This is a genomic window from Fructilactobacillus sp. X7R4C1 (assembly GCF_059901115.1).
In genome coordinates this window covers 267,735-287,123 of the sequence record NZ_JBWXVD010000001.1, presented here as the reverse complement: position 1 = coordinate 287,123, position 19,389 = coordinate 267,735, and the positions used below count along the sequence as shown (strand labels likewise).

19 protein-coding genes are annotated in these 19,389 nt (G+C 35.4%); 17 read left to right on the top strand and 2 right to left on the bottom strand.

Annotation, left to right across the window (positions count from 1 at the left end):
* Positions 1 to 14 precede the first annotated feature (14 nt).
* Positions 15 to 2,156: an ATP-dependent Clp protease ATP-binding subunit gene (locus AC6UC9_RS01545; protein ID WP_500693328.1), complete on the bottom strand. Its 2,142-nt coding sequence runs from the start codon at positions 2,154 to 2,156 to the stop codon at positions 15 to 17.
* A 162-nt stretch (positions 2,157 to 2,318) separates the two neighbouring features.
* A complete protein-coding gene (gene greA, locus AC6UC9_RS01540) occupies positions 2,319 to 2,807 on the bottom strand; it encodes a transcription elongation factor GreA (protein ID WP_500700925.1) in 489 nt (162 codons plus the stop codon).
* A gap of 172 nt (positions 2,808 to 2,979) precedes the next feature.
* Here greA and AC6UC9_RS01535 point away from each other — a divergent pair, with 172 nt between their 5' ends.
* From AC6UC9_RS01535 to AC6UC9_RS01455, 17 genes are all read left to right on the top strand, one after another.
* Positions 2,980 to 3,957 carry an LCP family protein gene (locus AC6UC9_RS01535; protein ID WP_500700924.1) on the top strand — a complete coding sequence of 326 codons (978 nt, stop codon included), beginning with the start codon at positions 2,980 to 2,982 and terminating at the stop codon, positions 3,955 to 3,957.
* A gap of 93 nt (positions 3,958 to 4,050) precedes the next feature.
* Positions 4,051 to 4,716 (top strand): sugar transferase, encoded by a 666-nt coding sequence (locus AC6UC9_RS01530; protein ID WP_500693331.1) that lies wholly within the window; start codon positions 4,051 to 4,053, stop codon positions 4,714 to 4,716.
* A 12-nt stretch (positions 4,717 to 4,728) separates the two neighbouring features.
* Complete coding sequence (locus tag AC6UC9_RS01525; protein WP_500700923.1) at positions 4,729 to 5,514, top strand: DUF4422 domain-containing protein; 786 nt, start codon at positions 4,729 to 4,731, stop codon at positions 5,512 to 5,514.
* A gap of 15 nt (positions 5,515 to 5,529) precedes the next feature.
* Positions 5,530 to 6,495, top strand: coding sequence for a glycosyltransferase family 2 protein (locus AC6UC9_RS01520; RefSeq protein WP_500700922.1), 966 nt, complete (start codon positions 5,530 to 5,532; stop codon positions 6,493 to 6,495).
* A gap of 15 nt (positions 6,496 to 6,510) precedes the next feature.
* The gene (locus AC6UC9_RS01515) at positions 6,511 to 7,431 is read left to right on the top strand and encodes a GT-D fold domain-containing glycosyltransferase (RefSeq protein ID WP_500700921.1); all 921 of its coding nucleotides are present in this window, start codon (positions 6,511 to 6,513) and stop codon (positions 7,429 to 7,431) included.
* 37 nt (positions 7,432 to 7,468) lie between these two features.
* Positions 7,469 to 8,398, top strand: a complete 930-nt coding sequence (locus tag AC6UC9_RS01510; protein WP_500700920.1) for a GT-D fold domain-containing glycosyltransferase — start codon at positions 7,469 to 7,471, stop codon at positions 8,396 to 8,398.
* Between the two features lie 22 nt (positions 8,399 to 8,420).
* Positions 8,421 to 9,539: a UDP-galactopyranose mutase gene (glf, locus tag AC6UC9_RS01505; RefSeq protein WP_500700919.1), complete on the top strand. Its 1,119-nt coding sequence runs from the start codon at positions 8,421 to 8,423 to the stop codon at positions 9,537 to 9,539.
* A gap of 2 nt (positions 9,540 to 9,541) precedes the next feature.
* Entirely contained in the window at positions 9,542 to 10,975 is a 1,434-nt protein-coding gene (locus AC6UC9_RS01500) for a flippase (RefSeq protein WP_500700918.1), read from the top strand.
* Positions 10,976 to 10,979: 4 nt separating this feature from the next.
* On the top strand, positions 10,980 to 11,888 hold the full coding sequence (locus AC6UC9_RS01495; protein WP_500700917.1) for a glycosyltransferase family 2 protein: 909 nt from the start codon (positions 10,980 to 10,982) through the stop codon (positions 11,886 to 11,888).
* A gap of 99 nt (positions 11,889 to 11,987) precedes the next feature.
* Positions 11,988 to 12,803, top strand: coding sequence for an SDR family oxidoreductase (locus tag AC6UC9_RS01490; RefSeq protein WP_500700916.1), 816 nt, complete (start codon positions 11,988 to 11,990; stop codon positions 12,801 to 12,803).
* Between the two features lie 107 nt (positions 12,804 to 12,910).
* On the top strand, positions 12,911 to 13,354 hold the full coding sequence (locus AC6UC9_RS01485) for an aggregation-promoting factor C-terminal-like domain-containing protein (protein ID WP_500693341.1): 444 nt from the start codon (positions 12,911 to 12,913) through the stop codon (positions 13,352 to 13,354).
* A 113-nt stretch (positions 13,355 to 13,467) separates the two neighbouring features.
* Complete coding sequence (locus AC6UC9_RS01480) at positions 13,468 to 14,226, top strand: NADP-dependent (R)-specific alcohol dehydrogenase (protein WP_500700915.1); 759 nt, start codon at positions 13,468 to 13,470, stop codon at positions 14,224 to 14,226.
* Between the two features lie 269 nt (positions 14,227 to 14,495).
* Entirely contained in the window at positions 14,496 to 15,488 is a 993-nt protein-coding gene (locus tag AC6UC9_RS01475; protein WP_500700914.1) for an NAD(P)-dependent oxidoreductase, read from the top strand.
* An 11-nt stretch (positions 15,489 to 15,499) separates the two neighbouring features.
* Complete coding sequence (locus AC6UC9_RS01470) at positions 15,500 to 16,489, top strand: NAD(P)-dependent oxidoreductase (protein WP_500696398.1); 990 nt, start codon at positions 15,500 to 15,502, stop codon at positions 16,487 to 16,489.
* An 18-nt stretch (positions 16,490 to 16,507) separates the two neighbouring features.
* Complete coding sequence (locus AC6UC9_RS01465; RefSeq protein WP_500700913.1) at positions 16,508 to 17,113, top strand: nitroreductase family protein; 606 nt, start codon at positions 16,508 to 16,510, stop codon at positions 17,111 to 17,113.
* 455 nt (positions 17,114 to 17,568) lie between these two features.
* A complete protein-coding gene (locus tag AC6UC9_RS01460) occupies positions 17,569 to 17,880 on the top strand; it encodes a hypothetical protein (protein WP_500700912.1) in 312 nt (103 codons plus the stop codon).
* 152 nt (positions 17,881 to 18,032) lie between these two features.
* Positions 18,033 to 19,352, top strand: coding sequence for a DUF3329 domain-containing protein (locus AC6UC9_RS01455; protein ID WP_500700911.1), 1,320 nt, complete (start codon positions 18,033 to 18,035; stop codon positions 19,350 to 19,352).
* The last annotated feature ends 37 nt before the right edge of the window (positions 19,353 to 19,389 follow it).

Below are 19,389 nucleotides of genomic sequence, written 5' to 3'. Positions count from 1 at the left end.
TATAACTAACTTAATTAGTCACCACTAGCAAGTTTAGTCTTGTCAGTATTCTTAGTGATTTCGATGGTGTCTTTTCTGAGATCAGCCTTAAGATGTTTAACATCTTGGTGATCCAAGTAGTACATCGCAATCTTATCTCTTAATTGTTGTTCGATTACTCGACGTAATGGACGAGCACCCATGGCTTCGTCGTAACCTTGGTCCATCAACCATTTCTTAGCATCTGGAGTTACGTAAAGTTCCATGTCTTTTTGAGCTAAGGTGTCGTTTAAATTACCGATCATTAGGTCAACAATCTTGCTTAAGTCTTCCTTAGTCAGGTGTGAGAATTCAACAATGGCATTGAATCGGTTCAAGAATTCAGGTCTGAAGTATGGAGCCAAACGGTCCATAATTGACATGTCCTTCTTGTTGTTCTTGCTCATTGAATCGTTTCCGAATCCGGCATTTGAAGTAGCAATGATAACGGTGTTCTTAAAGTCAACTACGTTACCTTGACCATCAGTCAAACGACCATCGTCCATAACTTGAAGTAATAGGGTAATTACTTGTGGGTTAGCCTTTTCAATTTCATCAAGCAATACGATTGAGTATGGGTTTCTTCTTACTTGTTCAGTAAGGGTATTACCATTGTCACCGTAACCAACGTAACCAGCTGAAGTACCAATCATCTTGGATACAGCAGTTACATCTTGGTATTCTGACATATCAAGTCTGATGATTGAATTTTCATCGTTGAACATGTCTTTAGCCAATTGCTTAACTAATTCAGTTTTACCAACACCAGTAGGTCCAACGAATAAGAATGAACCGATTGGACGGTTCCCTTCGTCAAATCCAGCACGGTTTCTACGGATAGCGTTAACAACTAGGTCAACAGCTTGGTCTTGACCAATGACACGGCCCTTAAGACGAGTATCCATACCCTTCAATCTTTCAAGGTCGTTAGCACTCATTTGTGAAACTGGAATACCAGTTAATCTTTCAACTGAGTCAGCAATGTCTGATACCTTTGCAACTGGACGATCAGTGTTAGTGTCGTCACTCTTAAGTTTCTTTTCGATATCTTCGATCTTAGTCTTTGCTTTAGCTGCATCTTCGTACTTTTCAGCTTTAGCTGCGTCTTCTTTTTCCTTCTTAGCGTCCTTTAATTCACTTTCAAGGGTAACCTTGTCAGTAACAGGGTGCTTTGCGGCCAAGTGAGCAGCGGTCATATCGATCAAGTCAATGGCCTTGTCAGGTAATGAACGTTGAGGGATGTATTGAACTGAGTAGTCAACGGCAGCTTTTAAAACATCGTCAGGTAAAGTAACTTGGTGATGGTCTTCGTAAGCCTTCTTGATACCCTTCAAAATTTCAAGGGTAGTAGCTTTACTTGGAGCGTCAACAGTAACGTCATTGAAACGACGTGCAAGTGCAGAGTCTTTCATAATGGTGTTTCTATATTCGTCTTGAGTAGTAGCACCAATAACTGAGATTTCACCACGGCTCAAAGCGGGCTTGATCATGTCAGCTAAACCTTTGCTTCCAGATTCGTCACCAGAAGCACCGGCACCGACAATTTGATGAATTTCATCAAAGAATAGGATAACGTTTTTACGTTCTTCAACTTCTTTGATTAATTTTTGAATATTTTCTTCGTATGAACCACGGTATTGAGTACCGGCTTCAAGAGAAGATAAATCGATTGAAATGATTTGCTTGTCTTTGATTGCGCCAGGGACATCACCCTTAACGATCTTTTGAGCTAAACCTTCAACGATGGCAGTCTTACCAACACCAGCGTCACCAACTAAAATTGGGTTGTTTTTGATACGACGACTCAAAATTTCAGCGGTTTCTTGGATTTCTTTGTCACGTCCAATAACTGGGTCAAGTAAACCTTGTTTAGCTTCATCAGTTAGGTTTCGACCAACTTTGTCCAAGTAACTTTCAGCTTTCTTTTGTTGCTTGGCGTTGTTGCCTCCGCCGTTTCTACCACGACGACCAGGAATTTGACCTGATTTTCTCATTGCTTCAACTTCTTCAGGAGTAAGTTCGTGACCGTTAACAACGTAACGAGCATTAGGGTTTTGACCCATTCCTCCATTCATTAGACTATTAAATAAATCGTCCATTCCGTTTCCGAATGGATCATTTCCAAAATTGTCTGCCATGTGCAATTTCCCTCTTTCCTATTTTCACCACTTGGTGAGTTTATAACTACATAAGATAAACAATAGGAACATATCTCAAGTTCCAATTCTAATTATACCAGTTTTGAATCGAATGCATAGTAATTAGCTCATATCTACCGGGTTTGGTCAACGTTGGTCAAACTATTTCCCTTGACTGGTGCCGATTTGCAAGATTTTTAATTTATAGTTTACTTCAGGGGCTTTTACTGAAATCGTTTCATTAAGATGATGACCTAGTAATGATTTTCCAAGTGGAGAATCGTAAAAAATTTTGTTTTCATCTAATTTAGAGAATTCAGCTTCTTGTTTCCCCACAATAAGGAAGAAATCTAAATCACCGTCTTCTAAAAATTGCACTTTAACCTCGCTACCAATGCCGATTCGGTCATTATCAGGTTTTCTAACAATCTCAGCATATTGTTCCTGTTTTCTAAAATAACGCAAGCGACTTTCTAATCGATGGAGTTCTCTTTTAGACGTACTGTATTCCGCGTTTTCAGAACGGTCACCCAGAGCAGCGGCATCGTGTAAGGCTTGGATTTTTCCCGGACGATTTTTTTGAAGCTTTTTGATTTCATCTTGAATCTGTTTGTAGCCGTTGCGTGTCATTTTATTAAAGTATGTCGCCAACTTAGTTCACCTCAGTCTTTTTCCTATTTTCGCCCAAATTTTAACATAATATAGTTTAAATAATGGTAACAAAAGGTAACTTATTGCCTTATAAAGTTTTCATCGTTAGCAGCTTATGATATTATTACACTATGATTAATTCAAAATCGATTTTATTCTAAGGAGAAATAATATGAGAAGCCGTCACATGGAGAAGAAATCTCATAAGACTCGTAACATCATTATTCTAGTTGTGATCGTGATCGTAGCGATTGTTTTAGCGTTTTTAGGATATGGTGCTTACAAGTATAAATCTGCATCAAATGAAATTAACAAAGCTTATAAGAGTGCAGGAATCAAGAAACAACGAGATACTGACGCGCTGTTAAATCATAAAAAACCAATTTCAATCCTATTACTTGGGACTGATACGGGTGCTCTTGATCGTGATTATAAAGGTCGAACCGATACTTTAATGGTTGCCACCCTTAATCCAGAGACCAAGAAAATGACGCTCACAAGTATCCCACGTGATACTGCCGTTAATATTCCCGGATATCCACAGTATTCACCATCTAAGATTAATGCTGCATATACTTACGGAAGTGCTGGGACTGCCATTAAGACCGTTGAAAAACTGTTAAACGTTCCAATTGATTTCTATGTCTTAATTAACATGGGTGGCTTAAAGGAAATCGTTGACCAAGTAGGTGGAGTGACTATCACACCAACGTTGTCCTTTAGTTATGAAGGCTATAACTTCAAGAAGGGTCAACCAACTAAGATGGACGGAAAAGAAGCACTTTCTTATTCAAGAATGAGATATTCTGACCCAGCTGGTGATTACGGAAGAACAATGCGGCAACGTCAGGTTCTCCAAGCCATTGCAGCTAAAGGTGGTTCGGTATCACATCTCATGAATAATGGCTTCATTAGTTCAATTGCCAAGTCCAGTCAGACTGATTTGGACTCAAGTGATTTGACGAAACTTGCTACTAGTTACCGAGAACACGGTGACTTTGTTGATAATCATCTTCAGGGTGAAAACCAGATGATTGAGAACTCAGCAATGCAGGTTCCAACGGAAAGTCAACTGCAACAGACTACCAACTTCATTCGGAAGAATCTAGGGTTGCCTGCCGCCAAGACTGGAACCGCAGCTTATCACTAGATTTAAATAGCAACGAGATGTTCTCCTAAGTTTATGAGGAGAACATTTTAGCGTAAAGGGTAATTAGAACTAAGTATGAGGGAGTCATGATGAATGGAAGAGAACCTAAAGAGAAAGACGATCTGGCTTGATCCCAAAAAAGTCCAGAATCGCCCAGTTTACTTTACGTGTAAAAGAATATTTGACATCACTGCCAGTCTAATTGGGCTTATCTTACTAAGTCCTTTATTCTTAGTGCTTAGCATTCTAATCAAGTGTGATGGGTCGCACGGCAAGGTTTTTTACACGCAAAAACGAGTTGGTTGTAATGGGGACGTCTTCAACATGTATAAGTTTCGGTCGATGATCCCTAACGCTGACAAAAAATTAGCTGAACTTAAAAAATTTAATGAAGTTGATGGGGCTATGTTTAAGATGAAGGATGACCCTCGAGTTACCAAGGTCGGGCGTTTCATTCGAAAGTATAGTTTAGACGAACTGCCTCAGTTAGTGAACGTCTTAATTGGTGAAATGTCACTAGTGGGACCGCGTCCACCGCTTCCAAAAGAAGTGGCCGAATACACGGATTATGATCGCCAGAGACTGTTGGTCAAACCTGGCTGTACTGGTTTGTGGCAGGTGACGGGGAGAAATAACGTCGGTTTTGATGACATGGTTTATTTGGACATCGTCTACATTATGAACAGTGGTTTCTGGTTTGATCTGAAGATTATATGTAAGACGGTTCAGATTATGGTGGTTCCAAACGCTGCTTATTAAAGAGGTTGAAGGATGAAAATTGCAATTTTGGTGGCGTCCCATAAAGATGCGCCTATGCCAAAAGATCAAGATTTGTACCGACCAGTTTTGGTTGGTGCTGACAAAAATTACAAGGGCCAAAAGGGTTTTCAACTGGATAATCGAGGTGACAACATCTCGGCCAAAAATCCCAATTACAATGAACTAACTGCCGTTTACTGGGCATGGAAGAACTTACATGATGTCGATGCCATTGGGCTGGTTCATTATCGTCGTCTTTTTAGCAAACACCTTGATCGTTCGCTTGATAAGGTGCTAACTAAGGAGCAGGCCGAAAAGATGCTAGAAAAGGCTCCAGTCGTGTTGCCGCGAAAGCGGTACTACGTCGTTGAAACCATTTATTCGCATTATGTGCACTCTCACTACAAAGAGCCGTTAGAGGAGACTCGTCAGGTCATTTCAGAAATCGATCCCGATTACTTAACCAGTTTTGACCAGGTCATGCACAGTCGTTCAGCCCACATGTTTAACATGTTCATCATGAAAACAAATTACTTTGACGACTATTGTAAATGGCTCTTTAACATTCTTTTTAACGTCGAAAAACGAATTGACATTTCCAATTATTCGGTTCAAGAGGCGCGGGTCTTCGGTTATTTATCCGAAGTTTTGATGGACGTTTGGATTAATAAAAATCACGTTAAATATACCGAATGCAACTGGATTCAAATCGGTGATCGTCATTTAGTTAAAAAGGCGTGGGGCTTTGTAAAACGAAAGTTCTCCAGTAACGTCGGAAAAGACGAAACGCACTATTAGAAAGAGGAGTCATTAATGACTGACTATGACATTAGTATTATCATGCCCAGTTTTAATTCGGAAAAATCAATTGGAAACGCCATTGATTCGATTTTCAATCAGAAAACCGATTTTAGCTTTGAGCTTTTAGTTATTGATGATGGATCCTCCGACGACACTGTAAATATTATCAAGTCACGGATGCTCCATCACAAGAGCATCCAACTTTTTTATACCGACCGCCAGTATCAGGCTGAGGCCAGAAACAAGGGGCTTAGTCATGCTATCGGGAAATACATCATGTTTTCTGATGATGATGATGAATATTTACCTGGATACATTCAGGCAATGGGTGAGAAGATTCAGGATAGGCAACTAGTAATTGCGGGAATTGAGAAGAAATTTCCGAATGGTCGGGTCGAGGTTGAGGATCATTCGGTAATGGAGGATGCTACTAGTGACGCCCAATTGCTTGGGGATTACCTGACTAAGAACCAAGAAATGGACGTCGGCCTTTGGAATAAGATTTTTGTTAAAGCCATTATTGATAAAAATCAGATTAAGATGAGCAACAAGAACTTTTTTGAAGACAGTTTGTTTGTACTTCAGTACCTGTTGTCGATTAATTGGGAACAGATTGGCTACATCAATCAACCGATGTATTTGTTGAACAAGCACGAGGGATCAACTACGAATACATATGATCCAGACTTACTTAAGAAGTGTAATAGTTATATTTCTCAAGTAAAAAAAATAATGTTTCGGAATGGCGAGGTAACAAAATATTTTGACAGTTTTGAGGCGCGTATTTATTTATTTTATGTTCATAGAAATATACTTAACAATAAATCATGGAGTCCTAATAAACAAAGAAAGTTTCTGTTAGATAAAGCAGTGAACATATATACTTATCAATTTTTGTCAAATAAATATAGAATTGCTTTGATTAGTGCAACGATATTTCCAAAAACTTATATAAAATTATATATAAAGGACAATTAATTAAGGAGAAAGTTGATGGATAGTAGAGGTAAAAAGGTATATAAATTTTTCAGAAAATATTTAAGTGATTTAGTGTTTATACCTGTATATATTTTGGTTTATAATTCAAAGTTTAAGAAGCTTCACATTGCTAGCGTAACTGATACATTAAATGAAATTGTTGATAATGGTAAATCATTAGCTAGATTTGGTGATGGCGAGTTAAAATGGATTTATGGATCTGCTCAAGATTCATTTCAAAGTAATTCAAAAATAATGTCAGATAGATTAAGAGAAATTATTAATACAAATGATAAGGATATTATTATTGGATTACCTGATCAATTTAGAACAATTGCCCCACTTCAAAGAGGACCGAAAGTTTATTGGGCAAAAGAGATTGGACTTCATGGTCATCAATGGTTAAAAATTATTAATAAGCATAAACAATATTACAATACTAATGTGTCTAGACCTTACATGGATTATGCTGGTAAAGGTATTGCAAAAAAATTGTTTCCAACTTGGAAGAAGTTCTTTAGTGATAAAAATATTATTATTGTAGAGGGAAATAAATCTAAATTTGGAATTGGTGATGATCTTTTTGAAAATTCACGTTCAATAAGACGTATCGAATGCCCAGCAACAGATGCTTTTGTAAAATATTCAAAAATTTTAAAAGCTACTGTTGATGAAATTAATAATTCGAAACCAGACGTCGTATTGATGTCGTTGGGGCCGACAGCTACAATACTCTCATATGATGTAAGCAGAAAATGCGATGTTCAGTGTGTGGATATTGGTCATTTAGATATTGAATATAGTTGGATGCACATGGGTGCTAAAAAGAAAGTAAGTGTTCCTGGTAAATTTGTAAATGAAGCTGACAATAAACTTGTTGACGGAGAACTTTTTGATACAGATACTTATAAAAATCAAATTGTAAAAGAAGTCTAATTTAATTAATTTTACATTGATGATTTGAGGTAATTAAATGTTTGGGAAATTAAAAACCAAATTGAAAAGAATAAGTTGGATAAATGATTTATATAATTTTTTTGTTAAACTTTTGACGAATATTCGTTTTTTGTTTTACAAGCCTATATTTTATCCTAAAATAGTTAATTCAAATGATACTTTAAAAAAAATAAAAAAAGATGGTTTATCAATAAGTCGTTACGGCGATGGAGAATTAAATTGGATGATTGGAGATAATAATTTTGATTCCTTTGAAGTTGGTAGTCAGCGTCTACAAAAAAGATTATTAGATATTATATCTTCTGATTTAGATAATCATATAATTGGTATACCAGGATTATTAGATAATTTGCATGAAGCTAATAATGACAGTGTCTTTTTTTGGAAAAAACAATTATGTAAAAATGGCAATAAGTGGCTTGAGTGTATGGATTCGCAAAAAGTATATTATGATGCAGATATTACCCGTCCTTATATAGATAAAAGAGATAAATCAAATGCAAAAGTTACATTTGATTTATTGAAAGATATTTGGGATAAAAGGAACATACTAATTGTAGAAGGAAAAAATACAAAATTTGGGGTTGGAAATGACTTATTGAATAATTCTACAAGTATTAAACGAATAGAGTGTCCTTCAACAAATGCTTTTGAAAAGTATGATGAGATTTTAAAAGTTATCAAAACAAATGTTAATAATAATGAATTAGTATTATTGGCACTTGGACCTACAGCTACTGTACTGGCCTACGATTTATGTAAAATTAAAATTCAAGCTGTCGATATTGGTCATGCAGATATTGAATATGAGTGGTTTTCAAAAAAAGCAACAACTAAAGTCCCTATTAAAGGGAAATATATTAATGAAATAAATACTCATTTATCTGGACAAATGAATAAAGTTTTATTAAATGACTATTATGACCAAATTATTGCAAAAATATAAAACCATGTAGAGGTGTAAGTTTATGACTGATTATTTAGTGGTTGGTTCTGGATTATTTGGATCAACCTTTGCATACGAAGCTGCTAAACGCGGCAATCACGTTGAGGTGATCGAAAAACGTGATCACGTTGGTGGCAATATCTATACCAAAGAAGTAGAGGGCATCCAGGTTCACGAATATGGAGCTCACATTTTTCATACCAAGATGAAGGACATTTGGGATTACGTCCATCAATTTGCGAACTTTAACAACTACGTTAACAGTCCGATTGCTAACTATCACGGCGAAATCTATAACATGCCATTTAACATGAACACCTTTAATAAACTATGGGGTGTTAGAACACCAGAAGAAGCTAAGGCTAAGATTGAGGAACAAAAGCGGAGTGCTAATATTCCGGATAAGCCAACTAACTTGGAAGAACAGGCTATCTCACTGGTTGGTCCTGACTTGTACGAAAAATTGGTAAAGGGCTACACTGAGAAACAGTGGGGCAGAAAAGCCACTGATCTCCCAGCCTTTATCATTAGAAGAATCCCAGTCCGATTCATTTATGATAACAACTACTTTAGCGATCCATACCAGGGAATTCCAATTGGTGGATACACTCAAATTATCGAAAAGATGCTTGCTAGTGACTTAATCGATGTTAAAACTAACACTGACTTCTTTGATAAAAAGGATGAATATTTGAAATCGGGTAAGCGTATCATCTTTACCGGAATGATTGACCAGTTCTTTGAATATCAATTGGGAGCTCTGGAGTACCGTAGCTTGAAGTTTGATACTGAAGTGAAAGACGTCGATAACTATCAAGGAAACGCGGTAGTCAACTATACCGATGCTGAGACGCCTTACACCAGAGTTATTGAACACAAACACTTTGAGTTCGGTAAGGGTAATAAGAATAAGACCGTCATCACCCATGAGTATCCAAAGACATGGCACCGTGGGGATGAACCATACTACCCAATCGATGATAAAAAGAATCGTTCTTTGTACAAGAATTACGTAGAATTAGCTGAAAAAGATGCGCCAAACGTTGTCTTTGGTGGCCGTTTAGGACAATATCGTTACTACAACATGGATCAAACCATCATGTCAGCTTTGAGATTAGTTAAAAACGAATTTGGTGAATAAATTTGGGTAAAGTAATTAAGAATTATTTGTATAACGCTTCCTATCAACTATTTGTGCTGATAGTTCCCTTATTAACCACGCCTTATTTGGCTCGTGTTTTAGGACCGAAAGGAGTAGGAATTAATGCTTATACTAATTCAATTATTCAATATTTTATTATCTTTGGAAGTGTTGGGGTTGCACTCTACGGTAATCGTCAGATTGCGTATGTGCGAAACAATAAACAAAAGCTAACCAATACTTTTTATGAAATATTTTTTATGCGAATGGTCACAATTGGAATTGCTTATATTGCTTTTTTTATTTTTCTTGCACTTGTTCATCGTTTTCATAGCTATTATGTTGCTCAATCTTTTTCACTTTTAGCAGCTGCGTTTGATATTTCTTGGTTTTTTCAGGGTGTAGAAAATTTTAGAGTAACAGTTTTAAGAAATTTCATTGTTAAGATATTAACTCTTGTAAGTATTTTTGCATTCGTTAAATCATATAATGATTTATGGTTATATATTTTTATACTTTCCATGTCATTGTTAATTGGAAATTTAACTTTATTTCCTAGCTTACGAGGTTATTTAGGAAAAGTGGACTGGAAAAACTTTCACTGGTTTAGGCATTTTTGGCCGTCGATGGTTCTTTTTGTTCCAGAGATTGCCACGCAAATTTATTTAGTGGTTAATAAGACGATGTTGGGGGCAATGACCTCCGTCACGGCAGCTGGTTATTTTGACCAGTCTGATAAGATCGTCAAACTTTCGCTAGCCGTTGTCACCGCGACAGGAACTGTCATGCTTCCACATGTGGCGAATGCCTTTATGAGAGGTGAACGTAAGAAGGTAAAAAGATATCTATATCAAAGTTTTGAATTTGTGACGGCATTATCTATTCCGATTACCTTTGGAATTGCCGCTGTTGCTTATACATTTGTACCATTATTTTTCTCTCCAAAATTTACAGAAGTAGCTCCATTAATGATGATTGAATCTGCTGTAGTGGTATTTATCGCATGGAGTAATGCGATTGGAGTTCAATACTTGTTACCAACTAATCAAAATAAACCTTACAACTACTCTGTGATTATAGGAGCAATTGTTAATATTATTGCTAACGTTCCATTAATATTATTATGGGGAGCAGCTGGTACTGCAATTGCAACTGTACTATCTGAAGCTGTTGTTATTGTCGTTCAAATTTATTCTATTAGAGAGCAAATTGAATTTACTAAATTATTTAGAAGCTTTTGGAAATATTTTATTTCTGGGTTAATTATGTTTACAATAGTTTTCCTTCTTAATGTTACTTTAAAAATTAAATGGAGTAATTTAATAATTGAAGTATTGTTAGGAATATTTATTTATTTAATTTTACTCATTATTTTAAAACCAAATATTTTTGTGGAAGTAAAAAGAAAACTAATTAATAGAAAAAAGGGAATATAAAATTATGGATCAAAGTAATGTATCAGCTATAGTAGTAACACATGATAGGCCTGAACTTTTAAAAGAATGTTTAGATAGTCTTTTGTCACAGACATACAAATTGAGTCATATTATAATTGTTGATAATGATAGTGAGATGCCAACTAAAGAGTATCTTAAAAAATTTAATAACAATGAAACTGTTTATGTTTATTCTTCAAGTAAGAATCTTGGTGGAGCAGGTGGTTTCGAAATTGGAACCAAAATTGCTTATGAAAAGTTTAGTGATAATTACTTCTGGATTTTAGATGATGATACTATTCCAAATAGTGATACTCTTGAAGAACTTATGAAGAGTGTAAAAACAATTGATGATAATTTTGGCTTTGTATGTAGTGATGTACGCTGGGTAAATGGAGAATCATGCAATATTCCACTTCCTGTTTCTGATTGGAATGAAAAAATATCTAGTGGGTTAGTTCAGGTAAAACAAGCTACTTTTGTATCAATACTGACTTCTAGAAAAGCTGTTAAAAAGCTTGGCTACCCAATTGGAAGTATGTTTATTTGGGGTGATGATACTGAGTATACAAATCGATTGAGTCATTACTTGCCTTCTTATTATGTAATTAATAGTAGCGTTATCCATAAAACTAAGAATAATGTTTCAAGTGTTAATATTTTTAATGATGATTTTAATAGAATTAAAAGATATTATTACATGTATAGAAACTTAATGTTTATTTCAAAGAAATATGAATCCAAAAAACATACTATAAAGATGTTTATACATAATATAGTAGATATGTGCAAAGTCCCGTTTAAAGCTAGTGACCATCGATTAAAAAGAATTTGGGCTGTCCTTAGTGGTAGTTGTCGTGGAATATTCTATTATCCAAAACCAAAGATCCCAGATTCTAATGAGAATAATTAATGAATAAAATTATACGTTATTTTAATATTACGTATAATTTATTTTTTTAATGACGATAATTAATTACAATGTAGTCTTGTTTTTTAGGAGTATTTGTTAATGAGTAAAATTTTAATTTTGGGAGCAGAAGGACAAGTAGGAAGAGAATTATGTGATTTGTTAAATAGTAAGAAAATTGAATTCCTGTCCCCATCAATGAGTGAATTAGACGTGACCAATCAGAACAAAGTATTAGAGTACTTTCAGATTAATAAACCTGATGTTATTTTTGATTGTGCTGGATATACAGATATTGATGAGGCAGAAAATGGTCCAGAAAAGTTAATTAACAAGAAAGTAAATTTTCTAGGAACAGAGTATGTTGCCCTAGCTACACGAGAAATAAATGCAACTTTAGTGTACGTTAGTACTGATCAAGTTTTTGATGGGAAAAAGAAAACTCCATATAAAACGAATGATTTTCCTAATCCAGTTAACGAATATGGAAAGCAAAAACGTATGGCAGAACGTGCAATTGAAGAAATATGTACTAAATATTATATAATTCGTACTTCATGGTTATTTGGTAATTATGGGAATGATTTAATAAATAAAGTACTAAAAAATAATTCTTATCAATTGAGCAGACCCACTTGGACTAAGACATTAGCTGAATTTATGCTTTATACAGTTCAAAATAGACTCCCCTATGGTATTTATCATTTGGCTAATCAAGGGACAGCGACATCATATGATTTTGCAAAAAAACTGTTGGAAGACAAGAATTACGGTATGTTATTGATCAAAGCTGGGGAATCCGATTACCAAGCACCTAAACCTAAGTATTCGGTTTTGGATTTAAGTAAGTCAGAAAATAGCGGATTTAAAATTCCGTCCTGGCCAGAAGCATTGAATCAATTTTTGAATACTATATAATACTAAATTCCCATTTCTGCAATGTTTTTTAACATCCGTGTAATATTTTACTAATATTATTGAAATTTTTTCCCCTTAATGTATTGACTGTTGAGAGGAGGAACAAAATGGAGTGGAAACATATTATTCTTACAGCAGTTAGCGTTACAGCTATTTTTACCACGGGCATAGCAGTCGCAAATAGCTCACGCGCTAATGTTAATGCTGATTCATCGCGCTACACCACCGTTAATAAGCTAGTCAAATTTCGAAAAGCACCACACGCCAACAAACCTGTCAAAGTTATAAAATCAGAAAGTTCAGTGTCGAAATTAAGTCCGTCAGAGATGACAGCTAAGAATTGGATTGCTTATCATGAATCACGTGGTGAGTATCATGCTGAAAATCCAACTAATCCACAAGTGTATGGCAAGTATCAATTGACTAAGACTTACCTTCACGGGGATTACTCGAAGGAGAATCAGGAACGTACTGCTGACAACTACGTTCATGATCGTTATGGTTCATGGCAAAATGCTAAGAAGCATTGGGAAAGTAATAACTGGTACTAAATTAGTTTTAGCGCGGAAGGCTCATGATGAAAGTCATGAGCCTTTTTGTGTGCGTTTATAAGGGTTCATGATACAGTTAAGTCGGTAAATGACTAAGTAATGGAGGGATAAATATGACAAACAGATTAAAGAACAAAGTTGCAGTTGTTACTGGTGGAACTCATGGCATTGGTTACGCCATTGCTAAGATGTTTGCAAAAGAAGGGGCCAAGGTTACCATTACCGGACGTAATGAGGATAAAGGCCGTCAAGCCGCTGATGAAATTAATAAAATTTATCCTAATTCAGTAAAATTTATTACCCAAGATGTTTCTGACCCAGATCGTTGGCCAGAGGTGTTTGAAGAAACTGAAAAAGATTTCGGACAAGTAACTACCCTAGTTAACAATGCTGGGATTGCTATCGGGAAATCCATTGAAGATACTACGACCGAAGAATGGCACAAAGTTTTAAGTATTGATCTTGACGGAGTCTTTTACGGAATGCGTGAGGGCATCAAGCAAATGAAAAACAAGAACGTTGGTGCTTCAATTGTGAATATGTCATCGATCGAAGGCTTAGTCGGCGATCCTGGTTTAGGAGCATACTGTGCGGCTAAAGGTGGCGTTCGGATGATGTCGAAATCCGCAGCAATTGATTGTGCACTAAAAGATTATGGCATTCGGGTCAATTCAATTCATCCGGGTGGCATTCAAACCCCACTAATCAAGCCTGATTTTGCTAAATATGTGTCACAACGTTCTAAAACCCCAATGGGACACTTAGGTAAACCAGAAGACATTGCATATGCAGCTGTTTACTTGGCTTCTGATGAATCTGAATTCACGACTGGTAGTGAGTTAGTGGTCGATGGTGGATACACGGCTCAATAAAAATCTGCGTGAAAAAAGACGACTTTTTTGAAAAGTCGCCTTTTTATTTCGTTAGGATTGCGTAAATACCAGCGATGACCAAGATGATCATTACCACCGCCATTACAACGATTCGTTTAACTTGAGTTTTGTGAAAATTATTAAATTTGTTTGCCATACTATTCTCCTCTGATTGGTTATGAACATTTTAGCATTTAATAAGAGAAAAGAATTGCATTTTAACCACGATTTAATTCATAATTGGGTTGTTAAGATAAGGAGATAGTTTAATGTTTAAAATAACAATTTACCATGCTGATGCGATGCAGAAGCAATACTTTGAAGATTATAATCAAACAGAATTTGACTTAAAGTTTGTCAATGAAAAGTTAACGATGGCCAATGTAAGTCAGGCTCAGGGATCAAACGGGGTTTTGATCGACGGGATGTGTGACGCTGATGGGACAATCGTTGACCACTTAGCCGATTATGGCGTTGAGTACTTATTTACTCGTTCGGTTGGAGTTAATAACATTGACATTAAGCGGGCAACCGAAAAAGGCATTAAAGTTGCTAACGTGCCCGACTATTCACCACATTCGGTAGCAGGATTGGCGTTTACCCTTGGAATGACGCTTTTTAGACATGTTGCTCAAGCAACCGCCAACACGCATGACGCTGATTTTCGTATCTTACCACTGTACTTTAGTCGTGAGATTCACGATTCAACGGTTGGAATCATTGGAGCAGGCAGAATCGGAACGGCTGAGGCTCAGATGTATGATGCGGTTGGAGCGGACGTCTTAGCTTATCAACGTCACGCTGATCCCGATAATCATTCCGTTAAGTTTGTTGACATGAATGAGTTACTTACAAAATCGGATATTGTTTCCATTCACGTTCCACTCACTTCTGGTACGGAGAAGTTAATTGGCAAGACCGAACTCGATCAGATGAAGAACGATGCCATCCTGGTCAATACAGCTCGGGGCGGCGTGGTTGATAACACCGCCGTTGCTGACGCCGTTGAAAACTTTGAAATTGGTGGTTATGGAACCGATGTCCTACTAGATGAAGGTCAAATTATGGGTAAAGAATTCAATAGTTTGGATGATGTTCCTAATGCTGAAGACAAGAAGCTAATGAAGAACTATCCCAATGTGATTGTCACGCCACACATGGGTTCATTTACCGAGGAAGCCAATAAGGACATGGTTCGGATCAGTTTTGATAACTTTCAAAAAGTGATTGAGACTGGAAAACCACTTCATCCATTAAACTAAGGAGAGATATAATGGCAAAGATTACTGCTTATGACGTAAGGCCATTTGAAAAAGAATACTTTGTGGATTTAAATTCATATGACTTTGATTTAAATTTGGTTGAAAGACCATTGAAGATTGATACGGTTGACGAGGCAATGGGCACGGATGCCATCCTGATTGACGGTTCCTGTGTCGCTGATAAAGATGTCTTGGATAAGGTCAAGGATATGGGAATTAAGTATCTGTTTACCCGTTTTGTTGGTTACAACAACATTGACCTAGATGCTGCTGAAGCAGACGGGATTATGGTTGCTAACGTTCCTAGTTATTCACCATATTCCGTTGCCGAATTAGCACTGACGATGGGAATGGACCTATTCAGACACGTTGCCCAGGCAACTGTAAATACAAATAACGCTGACTTTCGCGTTCTGCCAACGTATTTCAGTAATGAAATTCATGATGCAACCGTCGGAATTATCGGAGTCGGTCACATGGGAAGTGCAGAAGCCAAGTTGTACCATAACCTAGGTGCCAACGTGCTTGGCTATCAACGTCATCCAAATGACAATCCAGACGTAACCTTCGTTGACGAAGACGAGTTGTTAAAGAAGTCTGACATTGTTTCCCTTCACGTTCCTTATGTACCGGGTGAAAATGATGAAATGATTGGGGCTCCAGAATTAGCCAAGATGAAACGAAACGCTATTTTAGTTAACACTGCCCGTGGTGAACTGGTTGATACTAAGGCCGTTACGATTGCATTGTCTGGTAGTAACATTGGTGGCTATGCTGCTGACGTGATTATTGATGAGAATCAGATTGACGGTAACGAGTTCAACTCATTAGATGATCTTCCAAATAAAGACGTGTTAGAATTGATGAAGCGTTATCCAAATGTTATTATTACTCCGCACATGGGTTATCTGACTAAACCAGCCACGGTTGACATGATCAAGGTTAGCTATGATAATTTCCACGAAGCAATGACAACGGGAAAGACCAAGAATCAAATTTAACGAAAGAAGTTTTGGAACATGGAATTAAAGAAACAATTCTTAGATCTTGAGAAGAATCGACGAACCATCTATGACTTGGGTAAGGACGTGCCTTTCTCACAGGACGATCTATATACTTATATCAAGGAATTAATCAAATACACACCAAGTGCCTTCAACGGGCAGACAGTTCGAGCTGTGGTACTTTTTAACGAAAACCATGATAAGTTGTGGGATATCGTTGAAGATGCGCTGAGAGAAAAGGTACCAGCCGATGGATTTCTTCGTACCAAGGCAAAAATTTCAACTTTTAGGGATGCCTACGCATCAATCTTGTTCTTCACTGATATGGACAAGGTCAAAGAATTGCAAGGTCAATTTAAGACCTATCAATATGAGATGTACAACTGGTCTGAAGAAGGACAGGGAAACGCTCAATTTGCCGTTTGGACTGGTCTAGAAGAAAATGGACTTGGCGTTAACATTCAACACTATGATCCATTGATTAATTCTCAGGTGGCTTCAACGTTTGATATTCCGGATCATTGGCAGTTACGGGCTGAGATGAACTTCGGTTCAATCAACACTCCAGCTAGCGAAAAAGATTTTATGGAAGATAGCAAGCGATTTAGAGTACTTAAATAGAATAATACGTAAAAGAGCGTGGAGATAAAATCATCACGCTCTTTTTGTATGTAAAAAAATTAAATTTCTTATTTTTTAGAAGTTCTGATATCATTGTAATTGTGTTAAATATTACATAATACAGGAGAAAATATGAAAAAAAGATATAACTTATATCGACGTTGTTAACATCATTTCTATTGTGTTTGTGTTATTTATCCATCCATCTTGGGATTACAATAATAATGCATTGGGAATGTTTGATTCAATTGTAAGGACAATTACTGTTCCTGCTGTATTTCTATTTTTGATGAATTCTGGGGGAGGGGGCAACACTGCTTGGATATCGGGGAAAATATGATACAAAAGTACTTTTCAAAAAACGTTTTTTAGAGTAGTGATTCCGTTAGTTGTATGGAGTGTTATCTATTATATAGTTGATCCTATTATTCAGACACTACTTCCAGATTTTAATTTTGTTCACCATGATCTTAGTGTTGTCAATTTCTTTACTAGTTTCTTTTCTGGAAGCATTAATGGGACTTTTTGGTTTCTTTTATTGTATCATTGCACTTTATTTCCTTACCCCAGTTCTATCGGTTTTAGCAGAAAGTCATAAGGATGTTTTATTCTATGTTGTGGTAGTTGATTTTTTCGATAATTATATTTTTATTTATTTAAATACCAACTGGTTCCACATTGATCTTTTACCATACATTTTTCCAATTGCTTCAACCAGTTATATTGGTTTCTTACGTAATTTGTGGATTAGTGGTTTATGTAATTAGAAAAGTTCCATTTGTAAAATAGATTTTGCCATAACTAAGCTATTTTATTTGAATTCTATTTCATGGAATATGGAAGTTCTTTAAAGAACTGTGTACAAAATTAAGGCAACTTCAAAATTAATTAACGTAAAAAGTCATTGTTAAGGAGATTTATGAAAAATAAATTAAAAAGAACAAAATACGGTCTATTGTATTTAATGATTTTAATAGTATTTTTATTTATGTTTTGGTGGAACTATTTGACCCCTATTTGGAATGATGATGAAATGGCCACACATATGACGTTTCATCAAATTATTAATGCAGGATTTAGTGATTATGTAAATTGGAATGCAAGAATAGTTGGTCAAACAATTTTTAGAATATTAGTTAATATTCCACTTCCAATTGAATCAATTTTAAATGCATTAATGTTTGTTTTTCTTTCGATTTTAATTTTATTTATTGCTAAACCTAAGGGTAAAAATTTAAGAATTACAAATTATGTGTTTGTGTTATTTATTATTTTTGCTTTAACATCGAATTTTGCTCAAATGTACCTGTGGAGAGCTGGTTCTGGGAATTACTTATGGACAATAGTTATAGATCTAGTACTTATATATTTATTTAAAGAAAATATTGAGTTTAATTCAAAGTTTAAAAATATTATTTATATAATTGGGCTTTCAGTTTTGGGCCTTGTAGTCGGTAATACAAATGAAAATACAGTTGGTGGAATAATATTAATACTATTTTTCTACGTATTTTTCTGTAAATTAAATATTAAAAAATATATTTTTCCAATTATAACCACAATAATTGGATATGGATTTTTAATTCTTTCGCCAGGAGATTGGAACAGAGCAAAAGTAATTAATCCTGGATTCTCAAAATTAAATTTGTTTCAAAAAATTATTTTAAACTTCCATGATTTTTGTAGTTTTCTTTTTCATAATCAGTTGTTGATAATATTACTTTTTATTTTTTTGCTTTTATTAAATATTATTTTAATTAAAAACAAAAGATTAATTATAGAATCAATATATTGGTTTGTATGTGGTATTTTGGTATGGTCAGTGTTATTAGTTTCACCTGGAGGTACATCTGAACAGCAAACATATTTTGGTGGTTTTATTTTAATAACTATTGCAACCGTTAAAATTTTTAATACGTATTCAAAAAATAATATATTCAATTTAATGAATTGGATAATTTTTATTATTTTAGGTTTATTTACAATTTATAACCTATCTATTGGTGTTGTGGACTCTCATAAAACTAATCAATCGATTAATCAAAGAAATGCTTATATCATAAAAGAAAAAAGAAAGGGGAAGAAAAATATTTATGTTCATCTTTTGAAACACAGTGGTAATACTAAATATTCAATAACATTTTCTCAGTTTGATATGACTAATGATCCACAAAGTTGGATTAATAGGGCAACTGCACGAAGATTTAGGGTAAGAACTATTAATTTAATTGATAAATAATGTTGTAGTAAATAAATAAGCCCAATCCATCTGGATT

What these genes read in the sequence shown, in the direction of transcription:
- AC6UC9_RS01490 (WP_500700916.1), top strand. Translation starts at nt 11,988, where the DNA reads ATGAGTAAAATTTTAATTTTGGGAGCAGAAGGACAAGTAGGAAGAGAA.
- AC6UC9_RS01495 (WP_500700917.1), top strand. Translation starts at nt 10,980, where the DNA reads ATGGATCAAAGTAATGTATCAGCTATAGTAGTAACACATGATAGGCCT.
- AC6UC9_RS01515 (WP_500700921.1), top strand. Translation starts at nt 6,511, where the DNA reads ATGGATAGTAGAGGTAAAAAGGTATATAAATTTTTCAGAAAATATTTA.
- AC6UC9_RS01480 (WP_500700915.1), top strand. Translation starts at nt 13,468, where the DNA reads ATGACAAACAGATTAAAGAACAAAGTTGCAGTTGTTACTGGTGGAACT.
- AC6UC9_RS01545 (WP_500693328.1), bottom strand. Translation starts at nt 2,156, where the DNA reads ATGGCAGACAATTTTGGAAATGATCCATTCGGAAACGGAATGGACGAT.
- AC6UC9_RS01465 (WP_500700913.1), top strand. Translation starts at nt 16,508, where the DNA reads ATGGAATTAAAGAAACAATTCTTAGATCTTGAGAAGAATCGACGAACC.
- AC6UC9_RS01525 (WP_500700923.1), top strand. Translation starts at nt 4,729, where the DNA reads ATGAAAATTGCAATTTTGGTGGCGTCCCATAAAGATGCGCCTATGCCA.
- AC6UC9_RS01475 (WP_500700914.1), top strand. Translation starts at nt 14,496, where the DNA reads ATGTTTAAAATAACAATTTACCATGCTGATGCGATGCAGAAGCAATAC.
- AC6UC9_RS01470 (WP_500696398.1), top strand. Translation starts at nt 15,500, where the DNA reads ATGGCAAAGATTACTGCTTATGACGTAAGGCCATTTGAAAAAGAATAC.
- AC6UC9_RS01510 (WP_500700920.1), top strand. Translation starts at nt 7,469, where the DNA reads ATGTTTGGGAAATTAAAAACCAAATTGAAAAGAATAAGTTGGATAAAT.
- glf (WP_500700919.1), top strand. Translation starts at nt 8,421, where the DNA reads ATGACTGATTATTTAGTGGTTGGTTCTGGATTATTTGGATCAACCTTT.
- AC6UC9_RS01455 (WP_500700911.1), top strand. Translation starts at nt 18,033, where the DNA reads ATGAAAAATAAATTAAAAAGAACAAAATACGGTCTATTGTATTTAATG.
- AC6UC9_RS01535 (WP_500700924.1), top strand. Translation starts at nt 2,980, where the DNA reads ATGAGAAGCCGTCACATGGAGAAGAAATCTCATAAGACTCGTAACATC.
- AC6UC9_RS01485 (WP_500693341.1), top strand. Translation starts at nt 12,911, where the DNA reads ATGGAGTGGAAACATATTATTCTTACAGCAGTTAGCGTTACAGCTATT.
- AC6UC9_RS01520 (WP_500700922.1), top strand. Translation starts at nt 5,530, where the DNA reads ATGACTGACTATGACATTAGTATTATCATGCCCAGTTTTAATTCGGAA.
- AC6UC9_RS01530 (WP_500693331.1), top strand. Translation starts at nt 4,051, where the DNA reads ATGGAAGAGAACCTAAAGAGAAAGACGATCTGGCTTGATCCCAAAAAA.